Consider the following 13,440-nt stretch of genomic DNA (forward strand, 5'->3'; position numbering starts at 1 on the left):
TTTCCTCCATTGTTAATTAATAGTTGAGGTACAAGATGAATTCCCTATTGGATAAAGTTGCATTGGCCAGTTCGCTGGATGTGAGTGCTGATGATCTGGATGCGCTCGGTCATATAAAAGAATACCGGCCTCCGGTTTTTGGGCCTTACTTTGAAAGTGCGGCGGTCATACAGTCGGTAGATCCACAATCGCTTCTGAATCACGGGCCGGCATCCGCCAGCGATGAGAACGACGTCGGACTAGCCGCCGGCTGGTGTCCGGGAGGAAGCTGGAGCGGTGGCGTATGCAAGCCTTTCAATAATAATCGTACGCACTGGATGAGCACTTATACGGGTGTGCGGAATTTGCCTATACATTCGGCCATTTTGCCGGGTACTCATAATTCGGGATTTGACCTGAAGGCCGAGTTCGCTCCTTCTATGGAAGTTTGCCAGGATGTTTCGCCTCATGAACAACTGAACGCGGGCATTCGAGTGCTGGATATCAGGGTTCACCACTATTCCGGATATCTGGCGGGTGATCCCCGACGATTCATGATTTATCACAGTACAACCAATGGTCGAACCATTCAGGGCGACATCATTAACGGAATCAAGTCCTTTCACTTCGGTTCGGGATGGGACCGTCGAAGAGAAATCGTGATTGTGAATTTCCATCAGTTCCGGAAATTTACCAAGGCTGCGCATGCAGAACTTATCGGTATTTTGAAGTCTTCTTTCGGCGACTCGATTATTTCCCCAACGTATAAAAATTTGAGTATGTCGCAGATCTGGGGCTTGCCGGGATTCAAAAATGTTGTCGTGTCTTATAACGCTGGCGAGCGAGACCTTAGTTTCTGGCCGGGCGTCAATCAACGCTGGATCGGTTCCAACACCCCGTCGGACTCCGCTCTCAAGGCCTTCATCGACGTGGTGGGTAAAGAGGCCAAGCCTGCGGGTGAGCTCAGGTCGATTCAGGCCGCCCGTATGGCGTTTCCTCTTTTTGAACCGAAAGACATATCGAGTTCACTGATGTCATGGTTCGCGGCCGGTAATGCCCATTCTCCTATCATGAAGTACTACATCATCAATACAGATTGGTCGCTCAGGCATCGACTGGTCGATAACATCATCTATTCGAATCAGTTTCGTGCACGTACGTTGGGGCTTGAGGATGTCGAACAGGCCCACCCGACTGTCGCACGTGCCAAAAGCCTGCCCTCGGCCCGCCACATGCTGTTCAGCATCAGTGACGAGCACTGGTCGCCGACGGTCTCACTGCCTCCCATCCTGAGTGCGGAATCACACAGGCTGCTGGTCCGCTCGGACGCCAGCGCTGAATGCGTACTGGATATGCGCAACAGTGATGTCCCGATGGCTCGGGTGACGCTGTCAGCAGGTGATGCCGTGGCCTTCGTCTGTCTCGACGGGAGCGAGCAATGGCAGTTACAGGTCCGCGACTGTTCGCCTGATGATCATTCGCAATCGATTCCTGCACCCTGCGATGGAGAAAAGTTTGTTCGATACACGTTGTCCTACGGCAACTATTTGCCCTTGGTGTATCTACCGGCCGTGGCGGCAGCGAATGGCGTCGTTTTGGTCGTCAGCGAGGCACCCTACGAAACCAGGATATGTCATGCCCGGGGGGCGGATGAAATCGAGCATGTCATTTCGGCGGGTCAGACGCTTGCATTCACCTACGACGAGCCTGCCGGCGGCTGGAGTATGGAACCGGTTTTGACCAACGCTACATCTGATTGATCGGGATTTTCAGGTAGACCACGCCATTGTCTTCCGCGGGCGGTAGATTTCCCGCCCGCACATTGACCTGGATCGCCGGCAGCAACAACGTCGGCATCCCCAGCCCCCTGTCGCGCCGGGTGCGCATGGCGACGAAGGTGTTTTCGTCGATGCCGTCATGTATATGAATGTTGCTTTTTCGTTGCTCGCCAACGGTGCTCTGGCATTGCGCTTGCCGACCTTCAGGCGGGTAGTCGTGGCAGACGTAGAGTTTCACACCGGCCGGGAAGGCCAGCAGCTTCTGGATCGAAGCGTACAGGTGATGCGCATTACCGCCGGGGAAGTCGCAACGCGCGGTGCCCACGTCCGGCATGAACAGCGTGTCGCCCACCAGGATCTGCTCGCCGTCGATCACGTAGGCCATATCCGCCGGGGTGTGGCCGGGGACGTGCAGGGCGGTGGCTTTCAGATTGCCGATCCTGAACGATTCGTCCGGGGCGAACAGATGGTCGAACTGCGAACCGTCCACGCAGAACTCCGGTTCAAGATTGAACAGCGCCTTGAACACCTCCTGGACCTTGCTGATCGACGCACCTATGGCAATCCGGCCGCCCAGTTCCCGACGCAAACAGGGCGCGGCCGACAGGTGGTCGGCATGGGCGTGGGTTTCCAGCAGCCATTGCACCCGCAACCGGTGTTCGCGAACGAACGCAATGATGCGGTCGGCCTGGGTGCTGGCGGTGCGCCCCGCGGCCGGGTCGTAGTCGAGCACGGGGTCGACGATTGCGCACTGACTGCCATCGGCTTCATAAACCACGTAACTGTAGGTCGAGGAGGCCGGGTCGAGGAAGGCTTCAATCAAGGCGGGCATGGTGGCTGTTTCTGTCTGGACGAGTATTGAGGGTAGTTTCATTTTCCCCGTGGTGGCGGCCTGCATGCTATTGAAGGCGGCTGTCCAGTCAGTAGCGGTTCCTGTGGCCCCCACCTCGGGGTCCGCAGGCCCTACACCTTAAGTTGCTGACCCTGCCGACGAGCGGTCTTACGCCGAACTTGTTGCGCAGCGCCGGCCGCTCCAAAGCAGCTGCAATTCGCCCCCAAGGCAGCGTATGGCGCCGCCGGTCCGCTTTCGATAATCGCCACCGACACCTCGTCACCAGTCGCGGAGCGCGCCATGCACAACAATAAGAACTTCAAGCATCGTCTTTTACCGGTCTTCATCGCCAGCCTGCCGGCCCTTGGCCTGAGCTCGATGGCCGAGGCCGAGATCATGCTGTACGACAAGGACCAGACCACGTTCTCCACTGACGGCTATATCAACGCCTTTTACGTGAACAGTGACGTAAACCGTGAAGGGGACCAGTACGACCGTCGGCAGGCGCGGGTGAAGATGGGGTTCCTGCCGAACTACCTGGGCTTCAACATGGGCAAACAGGTCGATGATCTCAAGCTCGGCGCCCGGGCTTCGTTCTGGGTGACGATCAACGACAGCCAAACCAACGGTACCGACACCGCCATCGATGTCCGCCAGTTCTACGGCACCGTGGCCAACCCGCAATGGGGCGAAGTGCTGATCGGCAAGGACTTCGGCCTGTTTGCCCGTTCCAACATCCTGCTCGATGAACTGCTGACCGGGTACGGCCAGGTCAGCGACACCCTGGGGCTGGTGGACGGTGGCGGGGTCTCGTTCGGCAACATCGGCACCGGTTATCCCTATCCTTTCCCGACGTCGCAGATCACTTACCGCACACCGGTGATGGACGGTCTGCGCGTGGCGGTGGGCATCATGGACCCGGTGGACACCAACGACAGCAGCCCGACCGGCAAGGCCTATCAGGAGAACCCGCGCACCGAGAGCGAAATCACCTACCAGTTCGACCTGGCCGGCGCGCAGATCTATAGCTGGGTCAACGGCAGCTACCAGACGTCCGACAATACTGACTCCACCGTCAACAGCGTCACCTCAAAAGGCGTCGGTTACGGGGTGCAGGCGAAAATGGGCGGGCTGACCCTGGTCGGTTCCGGTTTCCAGGCCAAGGGCATCAACCCCTTCTTCACCAACAATGCCGGGGAACCGACCCTGCGTAACGTCGACAGCGACGGTTATCTGCTTCAGGGCTCCTACAAACTGGGGAAAAACCGCCTGGCGCTGTCCTATGGCAAGACCAATGACGATGGCAACGGCGTGGTCGGCAGTGGCGCCGACTATGAAACCCGCGGCGTCGCGCTGTTCCATGACGTGAATGACAACCTCAAGCTGGTGGCCGAGTACAACCAGTTCAAAATCAACGGTCACGATACCAGCGCCCAGAACGAAGACACCGATACGTTTGCGGTAGGGGCTGTAGTCACCTGGTAAGGGGTTGATCGTCCAACCCTTCCCAGTGGCGAGGGCGCTTGCTCCCGCTTTGGGTCGCGAAGCGGCCCCTGCTTTTGGTCGCGCATCGGCCAGGCAGGGGCTGCTTCGTCGCCCGGCGGGGGCAAGCGCCCTTGCCACAACAGCCCCCGCCATCCACTCCCGGCTCTCATTCCATCGAAGCGCCTGACCCCTACCCAAGTAGCATAGGTCGCACCAAACAGGCTTCGTACACTCGTACCTCATACATGCGCACCTGCGGGAGGCGACGATGCAGCAGGTCCAGAACGAAGGTATCGTCAGCGCGATGTCCCAGGCCACCGATGCCCAACAGGTGGCGCAGGAGCTGGCGCGACAGTTATTGCATCCGCACCTGGGGTTCGTGCTGTTCTTCTGTTCCGCCGAGTACGATTTGCAGGCGCTGGGGCAGGCCTTGCAACAGAGCTTCGGCGGCATTCGCCTGGCGGGTTGCACCAGCGCCGGGGAAATCACGCCGCTGGGGTATGGACGCAATTGCGTGACGGCGGTCGGTTTCGATCACCGGCACTTCTCCATCGCCCTCGAACTGATCGACGAAATGGAGCGCTTCAGCCTGATCGACGCCCAGCAAATGGTCGAGCGCCTGGTCGGCGGCTGTCGCAGCAATACCCTGGCACCGATCAAGGGCAACAGCTTTGCCCTGACCTTGCTCGATGGCCTGTCCAGCCGCGAAGAAATGGTCCTGGCGGCCTTGAGCGCCGCGCTGGGCGACATTCCGCATTTCGGCGGTTCGGCCGGCGACGACAACTACCTGACCCACACCCATGTCTACTTCGACGGCGAGTTTCACAGCGGCGCGGCAGTCGTGGTGCTGGTCAATACGTGGCTGGACTTCGAAGTGTTCACCACCCATCACATCCTGCCCCGGGCGGAAAAACTGGTGGTCACCGGAGCCGACAGCGCGTCGCGGCGGGTCTTTGAACTCAATGCCGAGCCGGCCGCCGCCGAGTACGCCCGACACATCGGCGTGCCAGTGGCCGAGCTCGACCACCGGATCTTCGCTGCGCACCCCTTGGCGGTGCGGATCAACGAACAGTATTACGTGCGTGCCATTCAGCAGGTTCATGCCGATTTGAGCCTGAGTTTCTATTGCGCCGTGGAGAACGGCATCGTCCTCACCGCCATGACCCCCGGTCCCATGCTGCCGAACCTGCAGAGCCTGTTCGACGGCTTGCAGGAGCGTCTCGGTGATTTGCTGCTGACCATTGGCTGCGATTGTTTTCTGCGGCGCCTGGAGCTGGAGGACGACGGCAGCCTCGAGCAGATCGGCGCCTTTTTGCGCGAGCAGCGGGTGATGGGGTTCAACACCTACGGAGAACAGTTCAATGGCATGCACATCAACCAGACATTCACCGGCGTCGCCATTGCCCGAGGGCGGTCCCTCGGACTGCGCTGAACTGCGGGCGCAGATCGCCGGCCTGCAACACGACAACCAGAAACTGCAACGCATCAACGCCGCGTTGATCGAACGCATCGAGTCCGGGATCACCCGGGGCAATGATCCCTACGCCGCGTTCCAGCATTCGGTGGTGCTGGCCGAGCAGGTGCGAGAGCGCACCGACGCCTTGAACCAGGCCATGGCCGAACTCAAGGCCGGCAACCACTTGCTCAGCGAAGCGCGCTTGCGCGCAGAAACGGCTCATCAACACCTGATCGACGCCATCGAGAGCATCTCCGACGCCTTCGTGCTGTTCGATGCCCAGCAATGCATCGTCCTGTTCAACAGCCGCTTCAAGGCCTTCTGGAGCAACAGCCGGGTGCGGATCAGCGCCGGCATGCGCCTGACCGAGGTCAAGCGTCTGATGATGAACAACGGTCTGTTCACCGAAGAGCCGCGCGGGCAAGCCGACGAAAACCTGCTGTATCGCTTGCAGGATGGTCGCTGGTTGCAAGTCAGCGAGCGGCCCACCCAGGAAGGCGGGCGGGTGATTCTGTTCACCGACATTACCGACGTCAAACTCAGCGAAACCGTGCGCCGCGAGCAAGCGGTGGCGCAGAAGTCGCACCTGTTGCAACGGGCGGTGGACAACCTCTCCCAAGGGGTGGCGATGGTCAACGCCGACGGCATCCTGGAACTGTGGAACCGCCGGTTCCTCGAACTCAGTGGCCTGGCACCGGTAGCGGCCCATCGTCCGTTTGCCGAAGTCATCGCCGACAGCGAATTGACCCTGCTGACCCCGGCCAGCCGCGACGCCAACGGGCGGCCCACGCAGGAATGCGAACAACGCCTCTACGATGGCCGGGTCCTGGAGATTCGCACCCATCCACTGCCCACGGGCGGATTCGTCAACACCTTCACCGACATCACCGAACGCTACCAGCACGCCGAAGCCCTGAGCGAAAGCGAGCGCTGGATTCGCCTGATCACCGACCATGTGCCGGCGTTGATTGCCTATCTGAACGCGGACCTGGTCTACGAATTCACCAACAAGGTCTACGAAGAATGGTACTGCTGGCCACGGGGCGTGATGCTCGGCCAAAGCTTGCGTGAAGTGCACAGCGAACAGCATTACCAGCGCCTGGAGTCCTACGTGGCCAGGGCGTTGGCCGGCGAGAGCGTGACGTTCGAGGTCGCCGAAACCAACGTCAATAATCAGGAACGCTACATGTTGCGTTCCTACGTGCCCAATCGGCTGGCCAGCGGCGAGGTGGTGGGGATTTTCGTGTTGATCCGCGACATCACCGAGCGCCGCCGCACCGCCGAGGCGTTGCATCAGGCCTATCAGAATCTGGAGCTGCGGGTGCGCGAACGCACCGCGGAACTGACCACCCTCAACGACCAGTTGTTGCGTGAGATCGAGGAGCGTCGCCGGGTCGAATCACGCTTGCGCGAGGCCAAGCAGGAGGCCGAGCAAGCCAACCTGTCGAAGACCAAGTTTCTCGCCGCCGTCAGCCATGACCTGCTGCAACCCTTGAACGCGGCGCGGTTGTTCACCAGTGCCTTGCTGGAGCGCCGCGAGGCGGTCAGCAACGAGGTGTTGGTGCGCAACGTCAGCAATTCCCTGGAAGACGTGGAAAACCTGTTGGGCACCCTGGTGGATATTTCCAAACTCGATGCCGGGGTGATCAAGGCCGACATCGCGCCGTTCGCCCTGAGCGAGCTGTTGGACAACCTGGCGGCGGAATACACCCAGGTCGCTCGCAGCGAAGGCCTGGAGCTGCATTTCATTGCCTGTTCGGCACTGGTGCGCAGCGATATACAGTTGTTAGCGCGCATCCTGCGCAACCTGTTGAGCAATGCCATTCGCTACACCTACAGCGGTCGCGTGGTGCTCGGTTGCAGGCGCCATCACCAGCGCCTGTCGATTCAGGTCTGGGACAGCGGCATGGGCATTGACGAAAATCGCCTGGAGGAGATTTTCCAGGAGTTCAAGCGTGGCGATGTGCAACGTCCGGATCAGGACCGCGGCCTCGGGCTGGGCCTGGCGATCGTCGAAAAGATCGCCGGCATTCTCGGGCATCGGGTTCAGGTTCGCTCGTGGCCGGGCAAGGGCTCGATGTTCTGCGTCGAAGTGCCGTTAAGCGCCACCGCACCGCAGGCAGCCCCCGGTTTGCTGATGAGCGAACCGATGCTCGAACGGCTGCGCGGGGCGCGGATCTGGGTGCTGGACAACGATGCGACCATTTGCGCCGGCATGCGCACGCTGCTGGAAGGTTGGGGCTGCCGGGTGGTCACGGCGCTGTCGGAAGAGGACCTGGCACGGCAAGTGGACAACTACCACGCCGACGCGGACCTGCTGATCGCCGACTATCACCTGGACAACGATCAGAACGGTGTGGACGCCGTGGCCCGGATCAATGCCCGGCGCGGCTCACCGATCCCGGCGATGATGATCACCGCCAACTACAGCAACGAACTCAAGCAGCAGATCCGCGAACTCGGGCACACCCTGATGCACAAGCCGGTACGGCCGATGAAGCTCAAGACAGCCATGAGTCATTTGCTCGCTCGGCCGTGATTTCCCGGGTGTAGGCGCCCCCCCTGTAGGAGCGAGCCTGCTCGCGATGGTCGTCAACGATGACACGGGCTGTCTGAATGCCCGCGTTGCCCTGACGTTTATCGCGAGCAAGCTCGCTCCTACAGTGGTTGGGGTGCACCTGCGGGTGATTGGTGGGCTGTGACGCTCACCAATTCCTGTAGGAGCGAGCTTGCTCCGGGCGGCGTTCCGACGATGGTCATTATGCGCTCTTCAGGCAAGCCTCACCGCCGCAAATACGACCCGAAATCAATGTCCCCGGCACTCAGGATCGCCTGCACCCGGTTGTGCACGTTGAGCTTGCGCAGGATCGCCGAGACGTGGGCCTTGACCGTGGTTTCGGCGATTTCCAGGGTGTAGGCGATCTGTTTGTTGGACTCGCCCTTGGTCATGCGTTCCAGCACTTGCAATTGCTTGCGGGTCAGGGCCTGGAGCAGCTCCGGCGGGAAACTCGGGGTGTCGTTCATCCGCCGGTGCGTACCGGTTCTGGCCGAGCGGATAATGTCCGGAGGCAAGTAGACGTTGCCGTTGAGAATCTGCTGGATCGCATCGGTCATCTGGCTGCGGGGCGAGGATTTGGTGATGAAGCCCACCGCGCCGTAAGTGATGGCTTGCAGGACGATTTGCTTGTCTTGTTCGGCGGACACGATCACCACCGGAATGGTCGGTGCTTCGTTGCGCAGGTTGATCAAGCCATTGAGCCCGTGCATGCCGGGCATGTTCAGGTCGAGCAGGATCAGGTCCAGGTCATCGTGTTCCTGGGTCAGGGCCAGGGCGCTGTCCAGGTCGGCGGTTTCCATCACTTCGCTGCCGGCAAAGCCGTCGCTGATGACGTTATGGATGGCTTCGCGAAACAGCGGGTGATCATCGGCAATCAGAATTTTGTACATAGCCTTTCACCTCATTATTTTGATTATGGTGTGGCAACAACACGCACGCGTAAAGCTCAGGGAAAGGGCTCGGGCCGGGCCGGCGTCACCGGCAGGTTGGCCGCCTGCCAGGCGTCCACACCGTCACGGTACCAGTACAGTGTCTTATAGCCCAGGCTGGCCGCGCGTTTGACCGCGTTCCAGCTCAACCAGCAGTCGGAGCGGCAGTAAAAGACCAGTGGTTGCGTCGGGTCACCGGCGGTCAGTTTTTTCAGGTTGTGCGCGAAATAGTCTTGCCACTGTGGCGTCAGCTCACCATCACCGGTATTGGCCAGCCAATGGCTGCCGGGCAGGTTTTCGTGGGGCTGGTCTTCGATGAACTGGCCTTGCAGCCATGGGCGGCGGTAAACGTCGATCAGCAGCGGGCGTGGGGTTTGTTCCAGCAGGGTTTGCAGGGCCGGTGTGTCGACGAGGATCGCGCCCGGCAACTCATGGGGCGTCGGGCTGCGGTACAGGTCGATGCGATAGCCCTCTGCGGAAAACAGCGGGGCTTGAGCGTGGGCGTTGCCCAGCCACAGGCTCAGCGACAACGCAGCAAGAGAGAGACGCAGCAGGCGACGTCGGGCATGCGGCATGGGTTCAGTCCTTATCGTTATGGACCCATTACATGCCAGTCGCGCTGCGTTTGGAATGCGACGATAGACAGGAAAACCAGTACTAAAGTAGTAATTCTGGTCCTTGGGGAGGTCTGTCAGCCAGATTTGCGCAGGGCGGCGTGTTGCGGGTTGAACGTCAACACGGCCAGCAGCGAAAACAGCAGGGTCAACCCCACGCACACCGCCAGCGCCAGGGCATTGAAGCGTTCATACAAGGCAAACCGCACCAGTTCCACGGCATGGGTGAACGGGTTCAGGGCGCACAGCCAGTACAACCATTCACTGGACTCGCGCATCTTCCACAGCGGATACAGGGCCGAAGACAGAAAAAACAGCGGGAAAATCACGAAATTCATGACCCCGGCAAAGTTTTCCAGCTGGCGGATCGCGTTCGACAGCAAAAGGCCCAGGGCACTGAGCATCAGCGCCACCAGCAACAACGCCGGCAAGGCCCACAACAGGCCCATGGCCGGCGGTCGCACACCGTAGACCCAGGCGATCGCCAGAAACGCATACACCTGCAACAACGAAATCAGCGCCGTGGCCAACAGCTTGCTGCACAGCAGAAAGGTCCGGGGCAGGGGGCTGGTCAGCAGCACGCGCATGCTGCCCATCTCGCGGTCGTAGACCATCGACAGCGAACCCTGCATGCCGTTGAACAGCAGGATCATGCAGGCCAGGCCCGGAATGATGTACACCTCGTACGGAATATAGGTGTCGTAGGGCTCGATGATCGCGATGCCGAGGGCCGCACGAAAACCCGCGGCGAACACCAGCAGCCATAACAAGGGCCGCACCAGCGCGCTGAGAAACCGCGTGCGCTGCAGAACGAAACGCAGCCATTCGCGCAGCACGATGCCGCTGAAACATTGCCAGTACGCATTCATCGGGCGGCTCCGGAGGTGGTGAGACGGGTGAAGGCCGAATCCAGATCGCCGCCGTGTTCCAGGCTCAGGGCATCGGCCTGGCCGCTGGCGACCAGTCGGCCTTGATGGAGAATCAGCAAGTCGTCGCTGGGCTGCACTTCGTCGAGCAAATGGGTGGTCCAGAGCACGCTGATGCCCTGCTCGCGGCACAGGCTGCGAATGTGCTGGTTGAGCGCCAGACGACTGGCGGGGTCGAGTCCGACACTGGCTTCGTCGAGCAGCAGGAGGCGTGGCTCGTGGAGCAGGGCACGGGCGATTTCCACCCGACGGCGATGCCCGCCATTGAGTTCGCGTACCCGTTCGCGCCGGCGTTCGGTCAGGGCCTGGCGGGCCAGCTCCGCCTCGACCCGCAGGGCGCTCTGGCGCCGGGACAGGCCATGCAGCGCCGCGTGATAACGCAGGTTCTGCTCGACGCTGAGGTCCAGGTCGAGGGTGCTTTGTTGAAACACCACGCCCAACTGCCTGAGCGCCGGGCGTGGCGTTCTGGACAACGAGCAGCCACCGACGCGGATGTCTCCGTGCTGCACGTCATAGAGCCGGGTCAGCAGGGCAATCAGGGTCGATTTGCCGGCACCGTTGGGCCCCAGCAACGCCGCGAAGCGTCCCGGTGCCAGGCTGAAACTGACTTGGCGCAAGGCCTCTCGGGCCCCGTAGGCGAAGCTCAGGTCGCTGACCTCCAGGGCGTTCATGGGGTCACCACCACGCCCCAGGGATAGCGTCCGACCTTCACGGATTTGATGACCTTGAGGCTTTCGACATCGATCACCGAGACGTCACCGCTGACGCCGTTGGTGGCCAGCAACTGTTTTTGATCCGGGGTAAACGCCATCTGCCAGACCCGTCGCCCGACCAGCAGGTAGTCGAGAATTTCGAAGGTCTTGGCATCGATCACCGCCACATGGTTGGCCGGGCCCAGCGCGACGAAGCCGTACTTGCCATCGGCGCTGAGTTTGACGCCCACCGGTTGGACCTTGTCCGGGTGCACGCCCTTGATCTGGAAGTTCAGGGTCTTGAGGATCTTGCGGCTGGCCACGTCGAGAATGGTCACGGTGCCGCCGATTTCCGCTGAGGCCCACAGCTGCGAACCGTCCGCTGAAAACTCGACGAAACGCGGGCGCTGATCCACCAGGGTGCTGTCAGCCAGGGTCTGGGTGCTGGTGTCGATCCAGTGCAGCATGTTGGTGGTTTCGCTGGTGTTCACCGCCCACTTGCCATCGGGACTGACGGCCATGCCTTCGGGTTCGACGCCGACGTTGATCTGGCTGAGGACCTTGGAGGTTTCGGTATCGATCACCGTGACCAGCGCATCGTCTTCGTTGGACACATACAACCAGCGATTGTTGGGGTGCAGGGCGAATTGCTCGGGATCCTTGCCCGACGGCAGTTCCTTGATGATCTTGCGCGTGGCCACGTCCATCACCTGCACCCGGTCCGAGTCGCTGGCGCAGATGTACAGCAGCTTGTTGTCATGGGACAGCAGCAGGCCACGCGGACGCTGGCCGACGGGCAAGGTCTCGGTGACTTGCAGGGTCTGCATGTCGATCAGGCTCAGGCTGTTGTCCTTTTCGTTGGAGACCCAGGCGGTGCTGGCCGCGGCGTGTCCCGCAGCGAGCAGCAGGGCGCATGAAAGCAGGGTGCGGCGCATGGCAGATTCCTTATTGTTGTCGTTGTAGTGAAAAAAGGATCAGGGAAAGCGGCAGCTGACCTCGGGCTTGTCGTAGCCCAGGCTGTCCATTTCGTTGAAGGGGTGCAGAAAGCCATCCTGGGGCGAGGTGCTGACCAGCGCCCGGGGTTGCACGATGGGGATCGGCTGGCGCAACTGGCCGTTCCACGGCCGATAACTGAGCTTGCGCCCCTTGAAGCCGTCCAGCGGCAATTGATCGCTGATTTCCAGCTGACGGATCGCCATGGGCTCGGTCTGGCGCAGTTTGCTCACGGCGCTGGCAATGCTGCGCACGGCCATCCATGCGGCGAAATCACGGTCGTTCATCCAGCGCCCGGTCAGGGCTTCGAAACGTTTCTGTAACTGAGCGGCACCGTAGGTTTCCACGGTTTTGTGCCAGCCCACCGGGGTCAGGCCCTGGGTGCCCGCCACCGGGCGCGGATACCAGGTCTGGTACGGCACGTATTCACCAAAGTCGCCGCGTTCGTCGGCCACCAACACCACGTCGTATTCAGCGGTCTGGGTGAACAGCGGCATGTCGGCCTGGGCGCTGCGTCGTTGATCGTTGTCGAAACTCCAGGCTTTTTCCGCCACCAGTTGCACCCCAAAGCGTTTGGCCGCGCGGCGCAGGGCGGTGGCGTAGGCTTGATCGTCTGCGGTCGGGCCGACGATGAGCAGTGCTCGCTGCCATTTGCGCACCACCAGGAATTGCCCCAGGGCATCGGCGAGCATCGCCCGGCTGGGCAGGCTGTGCAGCACATTCGGCAAGCAATCGGTGGTGCGCAGGCTGTCGTCCGGGCTGCCGGCGTTGAACAACAGGCTGTCGGGAAGTACCGCGCTGAGCCGGCGCAGGGTCTCTGCCGGCGCATTCACCACAAACAGGCGCAGGCCCTGTTCGTGCTGGGCCTGGGCGGCATGGATCAACGCATCCGGGCTGTCGACGCTGGCACTCACCAGGCTGTAGCTGTGGTTGAGAAAGCGCCCGGTGCTGTTGCTGTCGGTGATCGCCAGTTCAGCACCGCGCAACCCGGCATCGGTCGGTTCGGGAATGACGTTCGACAGCAGCGGTCCCGGGTCGGGGCGATAGCCCAGGTAGCCGATACGCACCTGCAACGGCGCATCGGCGGCCTGGCTTTGAGTCGCCAGCCCCGCCGCGCAGGCAATCGCCAGCACGTAGAACAAGGCGTAGGGGGCAAGCTGGCGCATAGGGCACTCCATCACAGGTAGCGCCAGCATAGG

At 61.2% G+C, this 13,440-nt stretch carries 11 protein-coding genes; 4 read left to right on the forward strand and 7 right to left on the reverse strand.

Annotated elements, in window-relative coordinates; translation table 11 throughout:
- Window positions 1-35: 35 nt before the first annotated feature.
- A complete protein-coding gene (locus ACX3YD_RS28390) occupies window positions 36-1,739 on the forward strand; it encodes a hypothetical protein (RefSeq protein WP_458961619.1) in 1,704 nt (567 codons plus the stop codon).
- Here ACX3YD_RS28390 and ACX3YD_RS28395 read toward each other — a convergent pair.
- Window positions 1,726-2,589 carry an MBL fold metallo-hydrolase gene (locus ACX3YD_RS28395; RefSeq protein WP_458961620.1) on the reverse strand — a complete coding sequence of 288 codons (864 nt, stop codon included), beginning with the start codon at window positions 2,587-2,589 and terminating at the stop codon, window positions 1,726-1,728. The two genes, ACX3YD_RS28390 and ACX3YD_RS28395, sit on opposite strands and share 14 nt — an antisense overlap.
- 300 nt (window positions 2,590-2,889) lie before the next feature.
- On the opposite strand from ACX3YD_RS28395, the gene ACX3YD_RS28400 reads away from it, so the two are divergent.
- From ACX3YD_RS28400 to nahK, 3 genes are all read left to right on the forward strand, one after another.
- The gene (locus tag ACX3YD_RS28400; RefSeq protein WP_103404272.1) at window positions 2,890-4,074 is read left to right on the forward strand and encodes a porin; all 1,185 of its coding nucleotides are present in this window, start codon (window positions 2,890-2,892) and stop codon (window positions 4,072-4,074) included.
- Window positions 4,075-4,342: 268 nt separating this feature from the next.
- On the forward strand, window positions 4,343-5,506 hold the full coding sequence (nosP, locus tag ACX3YD_RS28405) for a nitric oxide-sensing protein NosP (RefSeq protein ID WP_103404273.1): 1,164 nt from the start codon (window positions 4,343-4,345) through the stop codon (window positions 5,504-5,506).
- The gene (gene nahK, locus ACX3YD_RS28410; protein ID WP_458961621.1) at window positions 5,436-8,069 is read left to right on the forward strand and encodes a hybrid sensor histidine kinase/response regulator NahK/ErcS'; all 2,634 of its coding nucleotides are present in this window, start codon (window positions 5,436-5,438) and stop codon (window positions 8,067-8,069) included. The genes nosP and nahK overlap by 71 nt, the downstream gene beginning before the upstream one ends.
- A gap of 242 nt (window positions 8,070-8,311) precedes the next feature.
- Here the strand turns inward: nahK and ACX3YD_RS28415 are convergent, their stop codons facing one another.
- From ACX3YD_RS28415 to ACX3YD_RS28440, 6 genes are all read right to left on the reverse strand, one after another.
- Complete coding sequence (locus ACX3YD_RS28415; protein ID WP_047528184.1) at window positions 8,312-8,977, reverse strand: response regulator transcription factor; 666 nt, start codon at window positions 8,975-8,977, stop codon at window positions 8,312-8,314.
- 56 nt (window positions 8,978-9,033) lie between these two features.
- Window positions 9,034-9,591 (reverse strand): PQQ-dependent catabolism-associated CXXCW motif protein, encoded by a 558-nt coding sequence (locus tag ACX3YD_RS28420; protein ID WP_103404275.1) that lies wholly within the window; start codon window positions 9,589-9,591, stop codon window positions 9,034-9,036.
- A gap of 116 nt (window positions 9,592-9,707) precedes the next feature.
- A complete protein-coding gene (locus ACX3YD_RS28425; RefSeq protein ID WP_047528186.1) occupies window positions 9,708-10,499 on the reverse strand; it encodes an ABC transporter permease in 792 nt (263 codons plus the stop codon).
- Window positions 10,496-11,227, reverse strand: a complete 732-nt coding sequence (locus ACX3YD_RS28430; RefSeq protein ID WP_103404276.1) for an ABC transporter ATP-binding protein — start codon at window positions 11,225-11,227, stop codon at window positions 10,496-10,498. Before ACX3YD_RS28430 ends, ACX3YD_RS28425 begins: the two co-directional genes overlap by 4 nt.
- Window positions 11,224-12,183, reverse strand: a complete 960-nt coding sequence (locus ACX3YD_RS28435; protein WP_047528189.1) for a YVTN family beta-propeller repeat protein — start codon at window positions 12,181-12,183, stop codon at window positions 11,224-11,226. Before ACX3YD_RS28435 ends, ACX3YD_RS28430 begins: the two co-directional genes overlap by 4 nt.
- 39 nt (window positions 12,184-12,222) lie before the next feature.
- Window positions 12,223-13,407, reverse strand: a complete 1,185-nt coding sequence (locus ACX3YD_RS28440) for an ABC transporter substrate-binding protein (RefSeq protein WP_458961622.1) — start codon at window positions 13,405-13,407, stop codon at window positions 12,223-12,225.
- Between the last annotated feature and the right edge of the window lie 33 nt (window positions 13,408-13,440).

The organism is Pseudomonas fluorescens group sp. PF-1 (assembly GCF_054481335.1).